Consider the following 21988-nt stretch of genomic DNA (forward strand, 5'->3'; position numbering starts at 1 on the left):
ATGGGACATTTCGACCGGATTGGTGGACGGCGCCCGAAGATCGGGAGCCTCAACCCGCAGCAATTCGCGCGCTACCGTCGGCAACTCATCCTCGATCAGATCGGTGTTGGCGGCCAACTCGCGCTGACGAGATCGCGGGTTCTGGTGATCGGCACAGGCGGTCTGGGCGCGCCCGCACTTCTCTATCTTGTCGCGGCGGGGGTCGGACAGATCGTCCTCGTTGATTTCGACACAGTCGATGAATCCAATCTGCACCGCCAAATTCTCTTTGCAGAACAAGATATTGGCCGCGCCAAAACGCTGGCCTCACAGGAGCGCCTGGGCGCGCTCAACAGCGACGTCGAGATCGTCGTAATCGAAGAGCGGTTGAGCGACGACAATGCCCGAAGCATCATCCGCGACTGCGATGTCGTGGTTGACGGCACCGATAATTTCCGCGCCCGCTACGCGATCAACGACGCAGCCGTCGCGGCGGGGATCCCGATTGTATCCGCGTCGGTCATGCAGTTCGAAGCCCAACTAAGCGTGCTCGATCCCGCCGCGGGCGGTCCCTGCTATCGCTGTCTCTATCCCAATGCTCCGCCACCCGATTTAGCGCCAAGCTGTGCAGAAGCCGGAGTCGTTGGGGTATTGCCCGGCATTATTGGCTGCCTGCAAGCGAATGAGGTTATCAAGCTGATTTGTGGTTTCGGCAGGCCAATGATCGGGCGTCTGCTGACCTTTGAAGCGACAGAAACCACGTTTCGCGAATTCGCAATTCGCCGCCGAATGGATTGCCCCTGTTGCGCTGAAGTGCAGCCCCGGCTCCCGCGTGAAACTCACCGCGAGGTGACCGAAATCTCCTGCGCCGAGTTACGCGAACTTCTGGGCGAGAACAGGGCCTTGACGCTTCTTGATGTGCGGGATGAGAATGAACGCATCTACCGTATCGCCGCATCTCAAGGCATTCCCCTTAGCGAAATCATCGACCGACTGGCCGAAATCCCCAAAGACCGCGCTATCATTTGCATTTGCCAAAAGGGCAAACGCTCGCATCTGGCCGCGCAAATATTGATGTCCGCCGGGTTTACGGAAGTTTACAGCGTCAAAGGCGGTATGGATGAATGGGGGCGCCGCAATGCGTGACACGGCGATATTTACCCCTTTCGCGATTTCGTCGCTGCCCAGATTGCAACGGCAACACCCACGCCGACCGCAATCGAGACGCCAGCATTGCTTGAACGCGACATGGCCAAGGCCACAGCAAGGCCAACAGCTATCGCAACAGCCGTCGAGGTTGATCCGCGCATCGTGTTCTCCCTTCGCTGACAGGAACGGCTTTTCCCGTTTCCGTCGGCGAGGCTAGCACGGACGCTTTTCGTCTACCACCGACCCAAGGAGGTCCCAATGACCCCGAGAACCGGCCTTTCCACGCTCGCCTATTCCGCCCCGCATATTCAGGATTCCGAGAGCCTTGCCGCAACAGAAAACCGCCCCTTCGCGATTAAAACATCGAACCTTTTCAAGACCTACCGAAATGGCGGTAAAGTCGTCGATGCTCTGGGCGGGGTGGAACTCGCAGTCGAGCGTGGCGAGTTCATCGGCGTGCTTGGTCCGAATGGTGCAGGCAAAACCTCGCTCATCGAAATCCTCGAAGGGATCCGTCAACCCGATCAAGGCGAGGTCGAGGTTTTGGGAACAAAGGTGCAGGATCAAAAGGCCATGCAAAAGGTCCGGGCTCGGATCGGGATCGCGCTGCAACATTCGGTTCTTCCCCCCTTAACCACAGTCGCCGAGCTCTTGTCATTCCAGCGCGGGCTTTATGACAGCAAAGTCGATCCCGAAATGATCATGGACCTTGTCGGGCTCAGCGATCAGCGTGCCAAGCGGGTTGGCGGCCTGTCGGGCGGGCAGCAGCAACGCGTCGCGATTGCGATGGCTTTGATGGGCGATCCCGATCTGATGTTTCTCGACGAGCCCACATCGCAACTCGATCCCCATGCCCGGTTGGCGCTTTGGGAAATCCTCTATGCACAGCGCAACCGCCGCAACACATCGGTGCTGATCACCACCCATCAGATGGAAGAGGCGCAGCGGATCTGTGACCGCGTCTTGATCATCGACAAGGGCAAGATCATTGCCGAAGGCGCGCCGAACGATTTGATCCGCCGCCATTTTCGCCATCGCCGCGTCTATTTCGTGACCGCGGGCGATGTGCAGATAGAGACCAGCCAGAGCGATCATCAGGTCATCCAGCTTCGCGACGGGCGCGCCCAACATCAGATCCTCTCGAGCGCGCCGCTAGAGATGCTTGCAGAGATGTCCGCGCGATATGGCGACAAGCTGACCGAAGTCAGCATCGCTGAGCCGACGCTTGAAGATCTGTTCTTGAAACTTACCCCACATGCAGCCCGGAGGGTTCAGTGATGTCGCGCAGCCGGATCCTTGCCTTAATGCAATCGCAATTCATCGAGATGCGCCGCGATTTCGGCGCGATGTTCCTGACGTTCCTGTTCCCGCTGTTTTTCGTCGTGATCCTGACCGGCTCGGCGCTGGTGCGATCCAATCCAACTTTTGACTTCGGCTTTGTCGATCAGACCAAAAGCGCCGAGGCCCAGCAATTCGCCGATGCGCTTGCCTCGCAAAATATCGCAATCAAAACCTATTCCGACGAGGCCACCCTTCGGTCCGCGCTCACGCGGCGCGACGTGACGGCCGCCGTGATCCTGCCCGAGGGCTGGACTCCCACGGCGACAGGCCCGCGCGTGCGCGTCGTCGCGGATACGACGACGGCGGGCCTTGCGGAAACCGTGGTGAACGCCGCCCGCGCCAAAATCAAGTTGGGCCAAGGCGAGACGGCCGATGCCATCCCGTTTGAGATGACGACGGTCGAAGGCAGCAATGCCGAATTCAACTTCATCTATCCCGGGATGCTCGCGCTGGCCTTGGTGCAGATGGGGCTATTCATGACCGCGACGCCGATCCTGAAGGCGCGCGAACGCGGAACGCTGCGCTACATCCTGCTCACGCCGACCACCACGCGAGAGCTGGTCGTCAGTCAGGTCCTGTTCCGCGTCCTGATCGCCAGCGTCCAACTCACGCTGCTGCTTGCTGCTGGCGCGTTCATCATAACGCTCAGCCCAAGCGCCTGGCTTGCGACCTTCGGGATCTCGATCCTCGGCACTATCATGCTGGTGAGCATTGGCTACGCCCTTGCCGGGATCGCGCGCAGCACCGAAAGCGGCATGGCTTTGATCATGATCGCCAATTTTGCGATGCTCTTTGGCGGCAATGTCTTTTGGAACCCAGAGGGCTCGGCGGTCCTGACGGCGGTCGCGCGGATCATGCCCGTCAGCTACCTCGCCGATGCCTACCGCCAGATCATCAGCGGAGCGCAGGGTCTTTGGCCGATCTGGCAAGACATCGCCATGATGCTCGGCTTCACGCTGCTGGCGCTGCTGATCGCCAATCGCACCTTCACTTTCGACATGCGCAGTCGTGACGTTCAGGCTCAGCGCGCCTGAAACCCTCAATGCATCACACCAAAACCAAGAGGAGTCTGAAGATGAATGTCGAAGCAACGCCTCAGATCCCCAATCCCTCTGACTGGGTCTATTTGCGTCTGTATCTGGGCGCCGCGATGGACCGGATGGACTGGCTGCTCATCGAGATCCAGAAGCTCGTCAACGCCAATCCCCGCATCGGGCGCTGGTTCTACATCCGATATGTCGATGACGGCGGGATACATATTCGTCTCCGCGCGCAGGCCTTGCCCGAGGACGCGGCCAGGCTTTCCATCGAATTGAATGATGGCGTCGCCATGATCCTCGCGCGGATCAGCAGCCAGCCGCCCGGCAATTATGCCCCGATGGTCGCGGCCCCCGGCTATACCGAGCAGATCGAGACACTGTCGATCGCCCATAATGACATTCGCCTCAAGCTGACCACCTACGAGCCCGAATATGACAAATTCGGCGGTCCGGTCGGGATGCCGATCGCCGAAGAGCTGTTCCATGTCTCCTCGGAAATCGCCTGCGATCTCTTGCAGGCAGAGGCTGTGGGCCAACTCTCGCGCAAGTCAGTGCTGCCCGCCCTCATGCGCGCTTGTTTTGACGCCTTCCAACCGCAGACCGACCCCGTCGTCTTTTGGCGCGAATACGCCTATTACTGGCTGGGCAGCAAAACGCCCGCCGCCGAGGATTGGCGCGATCGCTTCCGTCGCAAAGCGGAAGAACTCGACGCATCCGGCATCTCGACCTTCGATCCAGATCCCCGGATCCGCGCGCTGACCCAGCCACTAATCGCGCGCTGGACCGAAGCGCTGGGACAGGCCGCGTCCGCCTATGCGGCAGCGGGCACCACGACCGACGCCGATGCCGAGGTGCTGACCTTCAACATCGCGCATCTCATGAACAACCGCTTGGGTATCGCGGTCCTCGAGGAGGCTTACATTGCCTCCCTTCTTGAGGGCGCGATCGCGCGGGAGGCGCTGGCCGCATGACCCCTCAGATGGATCTGGACGACGCAAAGCTGCGGGCGCGCCATTCAGTGTGGCGGCTGCTGATGCCCTCAGGTGGGATCATGTCGGGCGTCACCCGCATGACCGGCGAAAACGGCGCGCCGGACCTGCATATCGCCGTGAGCAAGCTTGGAAATCTTTCCAAGGTCTTTCCCCATGTCATCCGCCCCGACGGCACCGAGGTGGCGAATGAACCGCTTGGCGGAGCCGGTGCGGATCTCGACGAGGAACTCGCCTGGATCCGCGCGGTGATGGAAGGGGCCGAGCGCTACGCCAACATGGCCTATGCCCCCGAGGATTTCCTCGTGACCTCTGCCAATCAGCTTGGCGCGGCGGCGATCGACCTCGACCGGATCGCGCGCTGCTCGAAAGCCGAGCTGGCGCAACCGGGCTGCCCCTATATCGCCCCGGACAAAAGCGAGGCGATCCGCTGGACGCGCGGCTGGTCGCTCAGCCAGAAATGCGAACGCTGGGTGCCGACCGTCATGACGCATCTTTATGCGCGTCCCGCCCGCAACGAGCGGTTCTGGCAGGAAATTTCCACCGGGGTTGCCGCGCATTTCTGCCTGCAAACCGCGATCGTCTCGGCTCTGTGCGAGGTCATCGAACGCGACGCCATCTCGATCCTGTGGCTGGCGCGTTTGGGCTTGCCCAAAATCCAGATCGATCGCCCCGCCCCCCCTGCCCTCGCCGGAGAGCTTGGCCAGCTCGAGCGGTCACTGATCAATCAAAGCTTCTTTGATGCGACCAGCGATATCGGCGTGCCGACCGTCTATTCGCTGCAGCGTGTGCCGGGCCATCCCGCGACCGCGCAATATGTGAACTGTGCGACCGGCTTCGACCCCGCCGCCCTTTGTGCAAAGACCATTCGCGAGGCCGCGCCCGCGCGTCCCGTCCTGCGTCTGGTCGAGGACGTGCCCGCCGACAGCAACGACTTTCGCGCGCTGTATGACGGGGCCCATCTTCTGGGCCGCCCTGAACACGAACCCGCCTTCGACTTTCTGACCCACAGCACACGTTCGGTCCTGTTGTCGCAGATGCTGCGCCCAGAGGCCGAAAGCCCGTCAGAGCGGCTGAGCTACATCGTCGCCCGGCTGGAGGCGCTTGGCATGGAGCCGGTGATCGTCGATCTGACAACCGACGAATTGCGCGACCTCGGCATCTGGGTCGTGCGCGCCGTCATTCCGGGGCTGATGCCGATGAGCTCGGTCCAGAAGGGCCGCTTTCTCGGAACGCCACGCCTTTACGACTACCCCGCAAAAGCCGGCTTCGGAACGCTTTGCGAAGCCCAGATCAACCCTTTGCCGCAGCCATTCGCATGACACGCATCCTGTTTCTCGCTCTTGGAGAGTTCGGTCACGCCGTAGCAACCCGCGCGGCAAAGGCCGAGGACCAGATCACCGCTTTTCCGCTGGACGACCCCACCGGTCTTGCGACGATGGTCGAGGCCGCCGAGTTCATCGCCGTCGCCGCCTTCCGGCCCTACCCCGAGGCCTTTCACGCGCTCAACAGCCTTTGCAATGCGCTTGCAAAGCCGTGGTCGCTCGCTGAACTCAGCGGGACACGCCTGACAATCGGCCCCTTGGTGATACCGGGCGGCAAGGGGTGCTATGCCTGCTACCGCAAGCGCCGGGGCACGCATTACCCGACCCCAGAGCGGGAAGCGGCGCTTGAGGCCCACTATCTTTACCGCCCCGAAACAGGTCCGCGCGGCTATTCCCCACCCGCCGCAGCCTTTGCGGCCGCAGCACTGCGCCACGATGCCGAAACGGCGCTGGGTGAGGGTCGGGCGGCTCTTGATGCCGCGGGCGGCCTGCGGGTCGCGGACATGCTTACGGTCACAGTACTCGAAAGCGCAGTGCTGCCCGTTCATGCCTGCCCCCATTGTTTCCCCGCCTCCGGTGCAGGCGAAATCGGCGCGCGCTTCGTGAATTGCCTCGTGCCAGCCCTTCAGGAGCCAGCCCTTCAGGAGAATGCAGGATGAACAAGGTCACCGCCGACATGATGCAAAGCAGCTTCACGCGCGATCCTGAGCTGAAGCTTCCAGTCTTCCCGAAATTTCCGCGCGAAATCGTCATGGCGCCCTTCGGCGCAAGTGGCATCCTCTTTGACGGCATCGACGGGCTTCAGCTGATATCGGGCGCTGGCGCCCGCCATTTCATCCCGCGCCTGATCGAAAAGCTCGACGGAAGCCGCGGCCTGCCCGAAATCGTGGCAGAGTTCCCATCCGTGAGGCCCGACAAGATCATGGGTGCGGTCGCGCTGCTTTACAGCCGCGGGCTGCTCGAAGACGGCGGCGACCTCGTCCCGGAAACGCCGCTCGCGGGGTTTCTCGGGCGTCATATCGACGCCACGCGGGTCAACGGCAACCGGGCCGAGGCACTGGCGCGGCTGAACGGGGCGCGCGTCGCGCTGATCCCCTCGGACGGTGCGCAAATGCTCGCAGAAGCCTTGGCCGATTGTGGTCTGGGCGAGGTGATGACACTGGGCGACCCTTCGGATTTGTCCTGTCGCCCGGATCTGGTCATCGCATTTCATGACGCGAAAACTTCGGCAGATGACTGGCTCGCGCAGGCCTGGTCGCTTGGTCTCCCCGCCCTGCATCTGTGCGTGGGGGAAACTCTGGTGGAAGTCGGCCCGCTGTTCGTCCCCGGCCTTTCGGCCAGCCCCGCCTGCTTTCGCCGCCTTCAATCCGAGCGCCCCGAAGGGGTCCCGCGCGATCTCGAGATCTGGGCCGCCGTCGCCGCCATGCATGTCCAAAACATCATCAGCCGGATTGGGCGGATGTCGCTTTACAACCTCTGCCATCTCCACCGCCGCCACCCGGGCGAGCCGCCGAGCTATGCCGAGGTTAAACTGACCCGTTGGCCCGGAGAAATCACCGCCGGACTTGGCCATATAGAAGCGGCGCCCGCCGCCGATCCAGAGCATCTGGTCTGGCGGCTGCACAACGCGGCCAATGGGATGCCGCCGCGCAGCTTCCTCAGCCCCCGTGACTATCAGATGCACTATTCTGCGGCCAATCTCAGAGCCACCGCGCAGCGTCCCGACCCCTATTTCGGTGCGCCTGCGCAAGCGCTGCCCGGCTCGTTGGATCTGGACCTCGGCGCTGGGGCAGACGTCGATATGGCCCGGTTGGCCGCACTTTTGCGCTTTGCCGCCGGTTACGATGGCCCCCACCGCATCACGCCGAGCGCGGGCGGTCTTGGCGCGGTCAACCTCTACGTTGTCACCCGCAATGTCGCGGGCCTGCCCCCGAGAACCGGCTGGCATTATGACGCCACCGAACATCAGCTGTGCCGCCTTGGCAGTGTCAGCGACGAAGACCTGTGCGCAATGCTGGGGGTCACTTTGGACGAGCTGCCCGCCGTTGTGGCGTTCGGCATTGCCACGACCGAAAAATCGCAACGGAAATACAACAGCTTCGCGTTCCGCTTTGCGCAACTCGACTCTGGCATCATGCGCGCGGTGCTTTCCGGCCTTGCGGAAAAGATGGGGATCGAGCTTCGCGACTATCCCAATCTGCGCGACATTTCCGCGGCGCAGGCGCTTGGGGTGGCCTTGCGGGGAACAGCGAATATCGTCACCTTCGCGGCTGGCTTCGGCCGGGGCGCCGAGACCATGCGCGCGGCCTATCCAGATCTGCGTCAGGGGCAAGAGGTCACGCAACTGGCCGAACTCGCCGCGCATTTGCCCCTCACCAAAGCGCAACCGCTGCCCGATTTGGCACCGTCTGACCTTACGGCCGCCGATTTCCCGCGACGCCTGCTGTCGCGCCGCTCTGTCCGGATTTTCGCCAAAGCGCCACTGCCGCTGCACAGCCTTGCGCAGATCGCCCACAGCGTCTCCGCCCTTGACCTGCGCCTTGATGCGCAGGGCGCGCTGCCCGCGCGGACGACATTGTGGTTCGCCATTCCCGCGCATATCGACGCCGAAAATCAGGGGATTTGGCGCAAGGGCCCGACCGGCGAGCTGGTCCGCATCCGCCAAAACCTGACCTCGGATGAGCTGGCGCAGGGGATGCTTCAGCGTTCGCTGGCGGATGCCCCGCTCACGATCCTGATCACCGGGCGCTTCCACGATGCCGTCGATCTTTGGGGCGCGCGCGGCTATCGCGAGCTTTATGCCCGCGCCGGTGCTGCCGCGATGCAGGCGCTTCAGGTCGGGCTTAGCCTCGGTCTCGGTGGCTGCCCTTGGGGCGGGATCAGCGAATCCGCATGGGGCGAGCTCCTCGGGATCGACCGATATACGGACTGCCCCCTGTTTGGGGTCAGCATGGGCGTGCCCGCAGATGCGCAAACCGCCGGGGGCCTGCATGTCTGATCTTGCGTTCCAACCCCGGCCAATGACCGCCGCGCCGGATGAGAATGAGGTCTTCGCGATGCGCCCCGGCATTGCCCGCGTCCGGCGCAACCATATGACGATCCTGGTCCAGCCGGATGACGGGCGCTCGATGCGCATAAGCCCAGTAGGCGCGGAATTGGTCCCGCTGCTCGCGCAAGGCGCCACGCTGCACGAACTGGAAAGCCACCTTCGCCGTCGCTTTCCTGCCGCGAGCGATGTCAATTTCAAGCTGCGCCAATTCCTTGGTCAGCTCGTGACGGCGGGGTTTTTGGGCCATGCGGAGGCGACCCCGATCCGGCGCACGACCCATCGCCTCGTGCTTTTCAATCCCGACCCGGTGGCGCGTGCGATCGCGGCAGTCCTGCTTGGCCTGCCGTCTTTCCTGCGCGGACTTCTGCTCGGCGTCCTTCTGGGGGCGGCAGGTGTCGCGCTGACGGCTTTGGTGCTCTCGCCTGCGCTGCCTCATCCGCGCGAGATCGTCACCCGTTTTTCATGGGGCGGCCTCGCCTTTCTGCTGCTCGTCCTGCTGCCGATCCATGAGCTTGCCCATGCCGTCGCCGCCCGTATGGCAGGTATCCCTGTGACCTCGGCAGGGCTTTTGATCCACGGGCTCACGCCCGGGCCTTTCGTCGACACCAGCGGCGCCTATCGCGTGACGGATCGGCGCAAGCGGTTCTGGATCCCTGCGGTCGGCCCGCTGGTCGATCTGCTGTGCTGCGCGCTGGCGGCGGGACTTTTGGTCTTTGGCCCAGATTGGGGCCTTGATCCGCGCGTGACCTCGGCCCTGCCGTTCGTCTTTCTGGGATCGGCGCTCCTTTTGACGCTGAACCTCAACCCGATCATGCCCTCGGACGGCAGTCATATGATCGAGGCTTTGCGCGATGACGAGTTGCTGCGCCGCTCGGCTCTCAGCCGTCGCGGGGCAAAGATGTCGCGACCCATGGATGTCGCTTTGTATCGCGCGCTTGCCTCGATGTTTTGGCAGGGGCTGGCGGTTCTTCTCTGGTTTTGGTGGTTTCATGCAGCTTGACCTGCCCTCTCACATCACGTCGACGCGGCACGCCGCGACCGATCTTCCCGAACTGGCGGATTTCGCGCTGCTCAGGGTCTCCTCTCTGCCCTTTGCCGCCATCGAAGCCTTGCGTCTGCGGGAAACCGAGGCGCTTCTGGACCGGATCAGCCGCGCGGAAGCGACAATGAATGCGCTGCGTGAAAATCTGGCCGAGGCTCTCCATCGGCTGGTTCCAGCGCTGGAACTTGATCAGGACTTGCGCCGCACCGTCATCAATTTGCGCCGCCATATCCATAACGGGCGCACCCATCGCCCAAAGGAGCGGCATCTTCAGGCGTTGCGGGGCCTGATGACCGATCCCGAGGAGCTGCGGCTGCTCGAGCACTGGCTTGCCGCGCAGGCCGATCTGGCCAAGGCCGAGGCGCAGCTTGACACCACCATCGCGCGGGAGATCCAGACCGTCTTGCGCCCCAATCTGCGCGCGCCCTTGGCTGTGCCGCATTTCGCGCGCGCCGTGGCCTTGGCCAATCTGCGGGTGCTCAAAGACGCAAACCACGAACGCAAACTGCCGAAGACGCCTTGGCCCGACAAGCTGGAGCGCTCGCTTCTGGGGTATCTGGCGCGCGCTTCCGTAAAGACCAGCCCGTTTTCAAGCTTCATGGGCAACGCGATCGTCGACATCAATCCGATGGCGACAGGTCTTGTTCACGCGGGCAGCAGCGCCAGATTTACCGGCCAATCCGTTCTGAATCGCGGCGTGACAAGCCAATTGGCCGAGGCCAGTTTCGCGGCAATCGCACGCACAACAGCGCTTCCCCTGATGGTCAATCCGACGCTGCGCGCCATGGGGGGTGGGCGGCAGGTCGGCCTGTGCGGGCGCCAAATCGTCTTGGGTGGGCGCGCCTGGTATGAGCAACGATGGGCGCAATTCCTGCTTCAACCCGAGCTGGAGGCTCTGTTGCCGCCGGGCCGCAGCCTTGGCTGGCGCGGGTGGCGGCAGGCGCTTCTTGACATCGGGCTGACACCCGCGACCGCAGAGACAACTTTGTCAAAGCTGGTCGAGCGCGGCATCTTGATTGCCGTCCCTGTGGCGGACGGATTCGAGCCAAATCCCGCGGCTCGCCTCAGCGAGAGATGCCGGACCAGCGCTGATCTGACCCCACTCGCCTTAGCCGTGACAAAGCTCGATGAGGTTGCACGCAGCATCGGTCAGCTCGACGCGCAACAGCGGATCCCTGCGCTTGGCGAAGTTGACGCTCTGCATCAGCACGCCAATGCGCTTGCCGGGATGCCGAAGGGCGCGGAAACGCTGCAAAACATCGTCACCGAAGACTGTTGGCTGGAAGGGGTCCAGGGCGAGATCGGCGGCGCTTTGCTGTCGCCCTTGGCCGATCTGCAAGACTTCCTGAGTGGGCAGGTCGCTATTTCTCCGGTCTATACCCGGCTGGTTCGGGCCTTTCTGGAGGTCTATGGCCCGGATGGCACCTGCGACGATGTCGTCTCCTTCCTTCTCGCCGTCGTGGGCCAGCTTATCGACCTGCCCGAATTCGGGGCGCGCACGGATCAAGCGATGCCCGAACCCGCGCCTCCCGGCGTGCGGGTTCCCGTGACCGCCCATGCGCAGATCGCCTTGCAATCGGGTTCTGAGGCCCGGCTGGTCATCAACCGAATGTTTGACGGCGCGGGCTGGCTTGCGACACGCTTCACCCATGGCACGCTCGATCAGCAGACGCGTCTGACCCAAGGGCTGCGCAACTGGAGCAGGCACATCGCGGGCGCGGGCGAGCCGGTCGAGATGCCGGTGAGCAGCCATTGCAGCGACCTGCAGGCGCATCGCAAGATCACCGACCGTATCCTCGACTGGCCCGGAGAGCCGACGACCCGCCCCGCCGATCAGCTTATCCGCGCGGACGATCTGCGGTTGCGCCATGACAGCGAGACCGGCTTTCTTCGGCTCGTGGACCGGCAGGGTCAGGCCATTGACCTGCAATATCTGGGCAACACGCTGCCAACAGCGACATGGGGCGTTCGCTATGCGCTCAGCGTGCTGACACGTCCGTTCACGCTGGCCCGGCCGCGTCTGGCGCCGCAGGATCTGGACGCCAAACCTGCCATTTTTGCGCGCCCCGGCGTCACGCATGGCCGCGTTGTGCTGCGTCGGGACGCATGGTGGGTCCGCGCCTCGCATGTGCTTGAGCACTGGCTCGAGGGCACGCCCGCCGCGCAGTTGCGCGCCGTCCGCCGCGACTGCGACAGACACGCGCTTCCGCGCCAATTGTTCGCGCAGGCGCATGTCCCAGAGCGGCGGAACTCGTTGATCATGCAGGACATGATGGATGTGAACCGCAAGCCGATCTGGCTCGATCTGGCCAACCCATTCTGGCTCGCAATGCTGGGACGGATCGCGCGGAAGTCGGACTGGATCGTGCTGAGCCGGGCTCAACCCGGCCCCGAAGAGCTGTGGTTTCGCATCGGCGACCAACCTCATGCCACCGAGCTTCACCTTGAAATGACGATTACCGCCGGACAGCGCCAGAGATCATCCTGACATCCCGCATTCAGATCACACTTCTTTCATCGACAGGAGTTTTAGGTAAAAATGGTGTACACTCTTTCCCCCACATTCCGCGATCTCGCCTCCGCGTCAGAGGGAGCGAAGGCACGGCCTTTGGACGCCAATGGCCTTGGTGCTTTCGCGTCGGTGCAGGACGTCACCAAGACCTATTTCAAGGGCAAGATCCGTGTTCCTGTCCTCAATCACATCAGCTTCGAGGTTCAACCCGGGGAAGTTTTGGCGATCATGGGCACGTCGGGCAGCGGTAAAACCACGCTGCTCAACCTGCTTGGCGGGATCGATCGCCCCGATACAGGCCGCATCCAGGTGGCGGGCAGCAATCTGACGGCCTTGGGTGACGGGGCTTTGGCGCGGTGGCGCAGCCGGAATGTCGGGTTCATCTTCCAGTTCTACAACCTGCTTCCCGCACTCAGCGCCGCGCGCAACGTCGAATTGCCTCTGCTTCTGTCAAGCTTGAACGCCTCAGAGCGGCGCTCGCGGGTGATGGAGGCGCTCAACCTGGTCGGCCTGTCAGATCGCGCCGAACATCGTCCCGAGGAACTGTCCGGGGGCCAGCAGCAACGCGTCGCAATTGCCCGCGCCTTGGTCGCGGAGGGCGACCTGCTGCTCTGCGATGAGCCGACCGGAGACCTCGATCGGGAATCGTCGATCCAGGTGATGGATCTCTTTCGGGTCCTGAACCAGGAATTCGGAAAGACCATCGTCATGGCGACCCACGATGCGGATGTCGCCAATTGCGCCCATCGCACCATGCATCTGACCCGAGCCGAAAGCTCAAGCTGAGGAGGAAGCAATGGCTGATCTCGCCCTCATCACCACCTATCTCAAACAGAGCAAACTGCGAACCGCCTTCACTGCGGGTTCGATCATTGTCGCCTTCATCCTCTTGGGATTGTTCCTTCCGGTTCTGCGGGTCTTCGACTCGCGGGTGGATTTCGGCGATGCGGATCGGCTGATGGTCGTCAGCAAGACCTCGGTGATGACGCCGCTGCCCGTCGGTCTTGGCGAGCGGATCAAGCAAATCGACGGGGTGCGGGAGGTCAGTCATTTCACCTTCTTCGGGGGCACATACCGCGCCGCCTCGAACCGGATCGCCGCGATTGTCACCGACCCGGCACTCTTTCCGAACATGGTCGACGAGGTCGCCTTCAACGATTCCGAAGGCTATCGCCGCTGGCTGGCCGAGCCGGCGAGTGTCGCAGTCGGTCGCGAAATGGCCAATGCGCAAGGCTGGAAGGTCGGAGACCTGATCCCGATCCGATCGCTGATCTACATTCGCAAGGATGGCAGTCCAATCTGGACCTTTCGCATCGCGACAATCTTCGATCCCGCCACCAAGGATAGCGTGACCAATTCGATGGTCATCAATTACAGCTATTTCAATCACGAACGCAGCAGTGGCGCGGATACGGTCGGATGGTTTGCGGTCCGCGTCGATGACCCCCGTCACGCGGAAGCCGTCGCCGCGGCGATCGACAAGGCTTTCGCCAACTCGCCGAACGAAACCACGGCAACCACCGAGAAGGCCTATGCGCAAAGCTTCCTGAAGCAGGTTGGCAACTTCAAGGCCATGATCACGGTGGCGCTGGCTTTGGTCTTCTGGACATTGATCCTGATTACCTCGAACGCGGTCATGCAAGGGATCCGCAGCCGGTTCAGTGACTTTGCCATCATGCGCACCCTTGGCTTTGCCTCGGGCCGCATCGCGAGGCTGATCTTTTCCGAGGTCGCCGTGCTGATGGCGGCGGCGGGACTGCTCGGCATGGCGATCGCCAATATCGTGGTCCTGATCGTCGCGACCCGAACCGACCAGCTTCTGTCTCTGATGCGGCTGGACTGGCGGGATTGGGCGATTGCCTTCGGGCTCATCACGCTTTGCACGCTCGTGATCTCGATCACGCCGATCGTCCAAGAGCGTCGCCAGAAAATCATCAGCGGATTGGGAGAGGCGGTACAATGAGCGTTATTCGTCAGATGATCACCTCGCTGCTGATCGCAGCCCTTAGCCTGCAGGGGCGGTTGTGGTCGTCCCTGAACACGGTGCTTGGCACAGCGGTCGTTGTCGCGGTCATGGTCGCGATCTTGTCCATCGGCGCGGGCTATCGGCAGGCGATGCAACTGTCCGAGGTCGAGGATAGCTGGATGATCCTGCGCGGCGGTGCGCAGTCCGAAATGGAAAGCACGCTCACCGCTGAAGAGGTGAGCCTCATCCAATCCAATCGCCGCAATGGCCAGAGCTCCGATCAATCTGTGACCAGTTCGGAATCCTATGCCGTCGTGGCGCTTGATGGCCCGTCGGGCGCCTCGCTCAATGTCGCGCTGCGCGGCGTCGGCCCGGAGGCGCAAAAGTTGCGCGGTGATTTTCACATCATCGAAGGCCGCGACTTTACGCCAGGGCGGCGCGAACTCGTCGTCGGGCGCCGGGCACAGCAACATTTCGGCGGTCTTGCTCTGGGCGAAACCTTGCGCATTTCGGGTGCGAATTGGACGGTTGTCGGGGTTTTCGAAGCGGGCGGCAATATTTCGGAATCCGAGCTTTGGACGGATCGCGGCATGTTGCAGCAGGCCTTGAACCGCGGAGACAACGTTCAAGTCGTTCTGACGCCCCGCCGCGACGGAGAAAGCGCGCTTGACCTTCAAAATGCCTTGAACCGCGACGGAAGGCTGAATGTGTCGGTCGTCAGCCGCAGGGATTATTATGCCGGACAGGCAGAAAACATGCAGCGCTTCGTGCGCATTCTGGGTTCGGTCATCGTCGCCCTGATGAGCCTTGGTGCCGTCTTTGCCGCGCTGAATACCGGATACAGCCACGTCAAATCCCGCGCGAAAGAGCTGGCAACCCTGAATGTGCTGGGCTGGACCAATGGCGCGCTCGCGCTGTCGATCGCGGCCGAGGCGGTCATTCTGAACCTGCTGGGGGCCTGCGTTGGCGTCGCCGTCAGCTATCTGCTCTTCAACGACAAACTCGTGTCGACGCTCTTTTTTGCCAATGACTTCACGCAGGTCGTTTTCACCTTCGCGGTGACGCCGCGAATTATGGTCGAGGCCGTCATCCTTGCCTTCATCATCGGGATCGCAGGCAGCCTTGGCCCGGCAATGCAGTTGCGCCGCCTGCCGGTCGCGCGCCTGCTCGTGCAACGCAACTGAGGGAATGAGATCATGCAGATCGCCGGTCAGGACCTTTCCGCGCAGAAAGCCTATTTCGACGGCACGCATCGACTCTGCGAGCCCGCCGAAACCATCGCCCGCGTCACCCCCCATCTGGCGCGGATGGGGATCACGCGGGTGGCGGATATCACCGGGCTGGACCGGATCGGCCTGCCTGTCAGTGTGGCGATCAGACCGAACGCGCGGGCGCTATCGACCTCGCAAGGCAAGGGTCGGACCCGAGAGGCCGCGCAGGCATCGGCTTTGATGGAATCGATCGAGGGCTGGCATGGCGAGCGCATCTCGCTGCCGCTGCGCATCGAGAGCTGGAACACGATGGCGTCCGAACGGGACCTGCCCGATCCTCTGGCCTTCGGTCTGCGCGCGGATGCCCATCTGGATCCGGCGCTGCCGCTGGTCTGGGCCAAGGTCTGGGATCTGATGACCGAGAGCCCTGCCTGGGTCCCTTATGAAACCCTCTCGACCGCCTTTGTCGAGAGCGAGGACCAGCGCCCGCTGCTTCTGAAGACGACGAACGGACTTGCCTCGGGCAACCATCTGCTGGAAGCCATCGTTCACGCACTTTTCGAGCTGATCGAGCGCGACGCGCTGACCTTGGCCTCGCTTGCCCGCGCGCCACGGCGGTTCATTGCGCAAGACATGATCCCCGACCCCTATTTCCAGGCGCTCGCGGCGCGGCTCGACAAGGCCGGGATCGTGATGGTGATCGAGGATGTGACCAGCGATCTTGCTGTGCCGACCTTCACTTGCGAGATGATCGACGACCCCCGTCGCGGCAATTGGCGCGCGCTGCCATCGGCGAGTGGGCATGGCACCCATTCTGATTTCACGGTTGCGCTCTCGCGCGCGGTCCACGAGGCCATTCAAAGCCGCGTCACGATCATTTCCGGGAGCCGCGACGATCTGTTCCCCCATGACTATGCAGACGCGCTGAGCCTTGAGGCGCAACTCGCTTTGACGGAAGCGGCCAACAGGACACAAAGCTGGATGCCGCCGATTTTGCCGACGACGCACATGCGGTTCGAGGATGAGTTGCAAGCATTGCTCGACCGCTTGCGCGCTCTGGGCATCGATCATGCCTATCTGGCCGATCTCAGCCGCGACGACGTGGGGATCCCGGTCGTCAAACTGGTGGTGCCGGGGCTCGAGCCGCCGCGTAGCGCGGTTTACCGTCCGGGCGCGCGCGCCGCCAGCGTCACCGCAGCAGCCGCGAAAGGACGTCTCACATGACCCGTCCAATCGTCATTTTCCTTGGCCCGACCCTGCCTGTCGCCGAGGCGCGCCGCATCCTTGCCGCCGACTATCTGCCGCCCTGCCGCATGGGCGATATCTACCGTGTCACCCGCGACCTCGCTCCTGCAGCGATCGGCATCGTCGATGGCTATTTCGAATCCACGCCCGCCATCTGGCATAAGGAGATCCTGCACGCCTTGTCGCAAGGCATCCCGGTCTTTGGCGCATCGAGCATGGGTGCGCTGCGCGCTGCCGAACTTGCCGCCTTCGGCATGGAGGGCGTTGGCCAGATTTTCGCCGATTTTGCTGCGGGGCGGCTGACCGATGATGACGAAGTCGCGGTCGCTCATGCCACCGCCGAGGACGGCTATCGGCTGGCCAGCACCCCGATGGTCAACCTGCGTTTTGGCCTCGGTGCAGCGGTCGCAAACGGCGTGCTGACCGCCGATGAAGCCGCAACGATCATCGCGAGGCTCAAGGCCGCATATTACCCGACGAGATCTTGGGAGATGCTGTGGTCCGAGCGCGAAAACCTCGGACAATCCGCCGACAAACGCGTCAGGTTGCGCGAATTCATCGAGGCGGGTGATTTCGACCTCAAGCGTCAAGATGCCGTGCGGCTGCTCGAGCGTGTTCGGGGCTGGATCGCCGAAGGCAGCCCGCCGCATCGTGCAGATTTTAGCTTCGAGCCGACGATCTTCTGGGATCACATGCGCGAGCTGATTGATACAGAGAGCGGGTCAAACGGCCCCGGTGCGCAGCGCCTGTCCGAACATGTGCGGATTGCGGATCCCCGCAGACACGAGATGCTGCGCGAGGCGCTCGCCAACCGGCTGATTGATCGCGAAGCGCGACGGATGCAGCTGGTCGTGACCGATGACCGCGCCGCGCTCACGCGCTTCCGCCAGGACCGCGGGCTCGCAAGCGCCCAGCAGCTTTCCGGTTGGATGGCTGCGAATGACATGGATGCCGATGCGTGCCTGCGCCTTGCGCGGCACGAGGAACTGGCGCGGATGATTGCGCGACGGGTCATGCCCGATCTCTTGAGCCGCATCCCCGACGTGCTGCGCCGCATGGGGGCCTATGAACAGGTCAAGACACAGGCCAACACCGTCGCCGCGGTGATGTCGGACCTCGGCATCACCTCCCCCTCGCCCGAACATGTGCCGGGCCTCGACGGTGCGCTTGACTGGTATCAAAGCCAGCAAGGCCCGGTGCAGCAGCCCCTCGACGATCACATTGCCGAACTTGGCTTCGGCAGTCGCCAGCAATTCACCCGTGCGCTGATAGCCTCGTATCTCGGCGCCCGTCAAAGGGAGGTCTCGCATGATCCAGCAGCCATCTGAGCAACCCGCCCAGCCCAACTCAGAACAGCCCAACTCAATACAGCCCGACTCCGCACAGCCCGACTCGGCACAGGGCTTCACGAAGTTGGACAAGGTGGAACGAGACCGAATTGGCACGGTTCTGGGCAACATGCGCCGCAATGACCCCCTGCCCGCACCTCAGCCAAGCCGTCGTCGCAATCTGTTGCTCTTGCCGCTTTGCGCGATTGCCGTGGCCGGGATTTATCTGGGCACGGGCGCGCGGAGAGATGGCGCCGAGGTCGTAAGACCGGCGATGGCCGCGACGCTTGCGACCGCCCCCGTCGCTGCACCCGTGGCTGCCCCCCCCGCTGCACCCGTCGCTGAAACGACCTCCCCCCAGCCGACATCGGCGCCAATCGCCTCGGCCAATTCAGCGACACCCGCGAACGAAACGGCAAAGACGGTCGAGCCACCCAGCGCGCAAATTGCGCTCGAGGCTTCGGGGACCGTGGTTGCCAAGCGGGTCGCGACCGTATCGTCAAGCGTCACCGGGCGGCTTGCCAAAATCCTTGTCGAAGAGGGTGAACATGTCACCGAGGGCCAACCCATCGCCCTGCTTGACACCGAACAGGCCTTGCGCGCCACGCGCGGCGCCGAGGCACGGATGCGCGCCGCCGAAATCGCGGCTGAAGTCGCCGATGCAAAAGCCGTTCAGACCCGGATCTCGCTCGACCGCACGAATGTCCTCGCCGATCGTGGGCTGGTGCCAAAGCAGCAATTGCAGGATGCGGTGGCGCTGAACAACGTCTCTCAAGCCGAGGTGCGCGCACAGCGCCAACAAATCGACGTTCAGCGCGAAGAGGTGGAGATCGCCCGACAGGCGATCGACGACGCCACCATCCGCGCGCCATTTTCCGGGGTCGTGACCGAGCTGAACGCCAATCTCGGCGAGATCGTTTCGCCGCTGTCCTCGGGAGGTTTTACCCGCACCGGTGTCGGAACGATTGTCGATTTTTCGTCGCTTCTGGTCGAAGTGGATGTGAGCGAACAATATCTCGACAAGTTGCGGACGAACCAAAAGGTGACGCTGACGACGCCAGCCTATCCCGACCTGACGCTGGATGGACGCATCAAGCTGATCACACCAAACGTCGACCCCGCGACCGCAGCAATCAAGGTCTCGATCGCCTTCGACGCGCCAGATCCGAGGTTTTTCCCCGGTATGCGCGTTGACGCCTCTTTTCTCGCGCCCGACCGCACCGCGCGTGCGGATTGAACCGAACCAGAAAGGGAAAGCCATGAACGCAAGAAACCTGATTGCCGTGACATTGCTGATGAGCGGCACATTGATCTGGCAGCCTGTCCCTGCGCAGCCGAGCGTGACCACGGATACCAGCGAAAGCGCCGCCGCGGTCAAACCGGCCAGCAATATCGTGACAATGGACCGCATTTCCGTCGAAGTTCTGGGCGATCATGGACCCGATGTCATCCTGTTGCCCGGTCTGGCCACTCCGCGCGATGTCTGGAAAGGTCTCGCCGACAATCTGGCTGGAAAGGCGCGATTGCATCTGGTGCAGATCACCGGATTTGACGGCCAAGAGAGCCCGGTCAATGCCGCCGGAGGCCTGCTTCAGGGTGTCGCCGACGAAGTGGCCGCCTATGCCAAGGAAAACAAATTGGACCATCCGGCGGTGATCGGCCACAGCCTCGGCGGCACGGTTGCCTTGCTGTCGGCCTTGGACCATCCCGAGGCCTATAGCAAGGTGATGGTCGTCGACACCTTGCCGTTTCTGACGCTGCTCTTTGACGCCAACGCGACGGCGGCTTCGGCGGAGCCCATGGCCGAGCGCATGAAGACAATGATGGCCGCCGCACCTCAGGGAAAGGTCGATCCCGCGACCCTGCGCGGCATGTCCCTGACCCAAGCCGGGCTGGATCAGGTCGAGACCTGGGTCGCGGCATCGCGCAACGAGGTGAGTGCGGAAGCGATGAAAGAGATGCTGACCTTGGACCTTCGCCCCCGCCTTTCATCTCTGAGCATTCCGATGGTATTGGTTTACCCCGAAAGCGCGCGCGCGACCGCGCTTTACACCGATCTCTATAAGCCTGTTCGCGATCACAAGCTTGATGGCATTGAGGGAACCGGTCATTTCGTCATGCTGGACCAGCCCGCCAACTTCGAGACCGCCGTGAAGCGCTTTCTGGATTTGCAGTGAGCTGAGACCCGCGCCGGGTTTGCCGGAGGCTGATTCCGGTTCGTTACGCGGCGATGGGTTCGGTTTGCAGGGCCTTGTAGACGTTGGCTTCGGCTTTCGAAGGTGGGATGTTCCTGATCGGCCCGACCCTATCAGACCACGAATTGTTCAAGGGAATGCTGGAGTTTCTGGCCGTTGCGCCGGGGATAAGCTTGGCGTGACAGCGGTGGCGGTCGGCGCGGTGGCGCGCCAGCTTGAAGAGCGGCTCGGCATAACGCTGTGTCATCGCACGACGCGGCGGGTCGAGCAGACGTCGGGGGCGCGATCATCAACATCTGCTGTCGGGAGAGCTGCGGATCTGCGCGCAATCGCTCGCGCTGATCGCCTTCAACGCCGCCCATCCCGATGTTGCGGTCGAGGGCGATATCCGCGAGGGCCGCACCGATCTGATCGGCCCGACCAAGCGCGAGAACACCGCATCCGCGCCTTTTTGAAGTGTATGCGCCCGCTGATGGCCGGACAGGGTAAAGCCGCGCATTCGAGGCGCGGGGCTCGGCTCTCATGGCGCGCCTGTCATCTCCGGTTTAATGGCCGTCATCGGCTCTTTCTTTGCGAAAAATCCCGCGCGCGCTGGCCCCGGGATGGTTGGCCAAAAGCGGCTGGCCCCCCGCTCGGGCCAGCCGCTGCGCCGCTTAGAGGTCCAGCACCAGAAGCGGCGTCTTGGCGCGCGAGCAGCAGATCGTCATCTGATCGCCCGCCTCTTGTTCCGCCGCGCTTAGGACGATGTCGCGGTGATCGGGCGTGCCTTCAAGGACGCGCGTGAGACAGGCCCCGCACATGCCTTGTTCGCAGGAAAGATCGACCGCGATGCCGTGCCGTTGCAACACGCTCGCGATGCTTTCCTCGGCGCCGATCGCGAAACTCTGCCCGCTCGAGGCAAGGCGGACCTCGAAGGATGCGGCCTCCGTCCCCTCGGGCACGGCGAGCGGCAGCGGCTGGAAGCGTTCCGAATGAAACTGCCCGTCTTGCCAGCCCGCCTCTGCCATGCGCCCGGCCAGAAGGTCGAGAAACGGCCCCGGCCCGCAAGCGAGAACCACCGCATCCGCATCGGGCGCGCTCAGACAATCGGGCGTGCCAGCAAGGATATTCGCGCCCTCCTCGTCGAGATGCAGCTTCACCACCGCGCCAAAGGGCGGCGTCGTCAGCTCGTCCAGAAAGGCCACGCGGGCGCGGCTGCGCTCGTAATGATGCCATTCGAGATCGGCGCCCCCGGCCATCAGCCGCCGCGCCATCGCCATGATCGGGGTGATGCCGATCCCCGCCGAGAAGAGGATATAGCGCCCCGCCTCGGGCAGCGGAAAGAGGTTGCGCGGCTGGGAAACCTCGACCCGGTCGCGCACCCGCAGTTCGCGGTGCAGCGAGCGCGAGCCGCCGCGCGAGGTCGCATCCTGGCGCACGCAGACCAGATACCGGCGCTCCTCCTCGGCCCGCCCGCAGAGCGAATATTGCCGCAACATCCCCGAAGGCGTGCGCAGGTCGATATGGGCGCCGGGGGCATAGGGCGGCAGCGCCGCCCCATCCGGCGCCATCAGCTCGATGTCGAGATTGTCGTCGCCATTGATGCGCAGCGCCGAAACGATGAGTTCCATGGCACCC

At 63.2% G+C, this 21988-nt stretch carries 17 protein-coding genes; 16 read left to right on the forward strand and 1 reads right to left on the reverse strand.

Annotated elements, in window-relative coordinates; translation table 11 throughout:
- From moeB to JCM7686_RS19470, 16 genes are all read left to right on the forward strand, one after another.
- A complete protein-coding gene (moeB, locus tag JCM7686_RS19395; protein WP_020952420.1) occupies positions 1–1125 on the forward strand; it encodes a molybdopterin-synthase adenylyltransferase MoeB in 1125 nt (374 codons plus the stop codon).
- Positions 1126–1386: 261 nt separating this feature from the next.
- Positions 1387–2406: an ABC transporter ATP-binding protein gene (locus tag JCM7686_RS19400; RefSeq protein WP_020952421.1), complete on the forward strand. Its 1020-nt coding sequence runs from the start codon at positions 1387–1389 to the stop codon at positions 2404–2406.
- The gene (locus JCM7686_RS19405) at positions 2406–3503 is read left to right on the forward strand and encodes an ABC transporter permease (RefSeq protein WP_020952422.1); all 1098 of its coding nucleotides are present in this window, start codon (positions 2406–2408) and stop codon (positions 3501–3503) included. Before JCM7686_RS19400 ends, JCM7686_RS19405 begins: the two co-directional genes overlap by 1 nt.
- Positions 3504–3544: 41 nt before the next feature.
- Positions 3545–4480 carry a thiopeptide-type bacteriocin biosynthesis protein gene (locus tag JCM7686_RS19410; RefSeq protein WP_020952423.1) on the forward strand — a complete coding sequence of 312 codons (936 nt, stop codon included), beginning with the start codon at positions 3545–3547 and terminating at the stop codon, positions 4478–4480.
- The gene (locus JCM7686_RS19415) at positions 4477–5820 is read left to right on the forward strand and encodes a YcaO-like family protein (RefSeq protein WP_020952424.1); all 1344 of its coding nucleotides are present in this window, start codon (positions 4477–4479) and stop codon (positions 5818–5820) included. The genes JCM7686_RS19410 and JCM7686_RS19415 overlap by 4 nt, the downstream gene beginning before the upstream one ends.
- Entirely contained in the window at positions 5817–6482 is a 666-nt protein-coding gene (locus JCM7686_RS19420; protein ID WP_020952425.1) for a TOMM precursor leader peptide-binding protein, read from the forward strand. Before JCM7686_RS19415 ends, JCM7686_RS19420 begins: the two co-directional genes overlap by 4 nt.
- A complete protein-coding gene (locus tag JCM7686_RS19425) occupies positions 6479–8821 on the forward strand; it encodes a nitroreductase family protein (protein ID WP_020952426.1) in 2343 nt (780 codons plus the stop codon). Before JCM7686_RS19420 ends, JCM7686_RS19425 begins: the two co-directional genes overlap by 4 nt.
- Positions 8814–9872 carry a site-2 protease family protein gene (locus JCM7686_RS19430; protein WP_020952427.1) on the forward strand — a complete coding sequence of 353 codons (1059 nt, stop codon included), beginning with the start codon at positions 8814–8816 and terminating at the stop codon, positions 9870–9872. Before JCM7686_RS19425 ends, JCM7686_RS19430 begins: the two co-directional genes overlap by 8 nt.
- Positions 9862–12402: a hypothetical protein gene (locus tag JCM7686_RS19435; RefSeq protein WP_041528158.1), complete on the forward strand. Its 2541-nt coding sequence runs from the start codon at positions 9862–9864 to the stop codon at positions 12400–12402. The genes JCM7686_RS19430 and JCM7686_RS19435 overlap by 11 nt, the downstream gene beginning before the upstream one ends.
- 120 nt (positions 12403–12522) lie before the next feature.
- A complete protein-coding gene (locus JCM7686_RS19440) occupies positions 12523–13212 on the forward strand; it encodes an ABC transporter ATP-binding protein (RefSeq protein WP_020952429.1) in 690 nt (229 codons plus the stop codon).
- Between the two features lie 10 nt (positions 13213–13222).
- Positions 13223–14389 carry an ABC transporter permease gene (locus JCM7686_RS19445; protein ID WP_020952430.1) on the forward strand — a complete coding sequence of 389 codons (1167 nt, stop codon included), beginning with the start codon at positions 13223–13225 and terminating at the stop codon, positions 14387–14389.
- Complete coding sequence (locus JCM7686_RS19450) at positions 14386–15576, forward strand: ABC transporter permease (protein ID WP_020952431.1); 1191 nt, start codon at positions 14386–14388, stop codon at positions 15574–15576. Before JCM7686_RS19445 ends, JCM7686_RS19450 begins: the two co-directional genes overlap by 4 nt.
- Before the next feature lie 12 nt (positions 15577–15588).
- Complete coding sequence (locus tag JCM7686_RS19455) at positions 15589–16827, forward strand: YcaO-like family protein (protein WP_020952432.1); 1239 nt, start codon at positions 15589–15591, stop codon at positions 16825–16827.
- Positions 16824–18176, forward strand: coding sequence for a TfuA-like protein (locus JCM7686_RS23655; RefSeq protein ID WP_020952433.1), 1353 nt, complete (start codon positions 16824–16826; stop codon positions 18174–18176). The genes JCM7686_RS19455 and JCM7686_RS23655 overlap by 4 nt, the downstream gene beginning before the upstream one ends.
- A 94-nt stretch (positions 18177–18270) precedes the next feature.
- Complete coding sequence (locus JCM7686_RS19465; protein WP_158442384.1) at positions 18271–19413, forward strand: efflux RND transporter periplasmic adaptor subunit; 1143 nt, start codon at positions 18271–18273, stop codon at positions 19411–19413.
- A gap of 22 nt (positions 19414–19435) precedes the next feature.
- Positions 19436–20353 (forward strand): alpha/beta fold hydrolase, encoded by a 918-nt coding sequence (locus JCM7686_RS19470; RefSeq protein WP_020952435.1) that lies wholly within the window; start codon positions 19436–19438, stop codon positions 20351–20353.
- A 671-nt stretch (positions 20354–21024) separates the two neighbouring features.
- On the opposite strand, the gene JCM7686_RS19475 is transcribed toward JCM7686_RS19470, so the two are convergent.
- On the reverse strand, positions 21025–21981 hold the full coding sequence (locus JCM7686_RS19475) for a PDR/VanB family oxidoreductase (protein ID WP_020952436.1): 957 nt from the start codon (positions 21979–21981) through the stop codon (positions 21025–21027).
- Between the last annotated feature and the right edge of the window lie 7 nt (positions 21982–21988).

Source organism: Paracoccus aminophilus JCM 7686 (genome assembly GCF_000444995.1).
Lineage (GTDB): Bacteria > Pseudomonadota > Alphaproteobacteria > Rhodobacterales > Rhodobacteraceae > Paracoccus > Paracoccus aminophilus.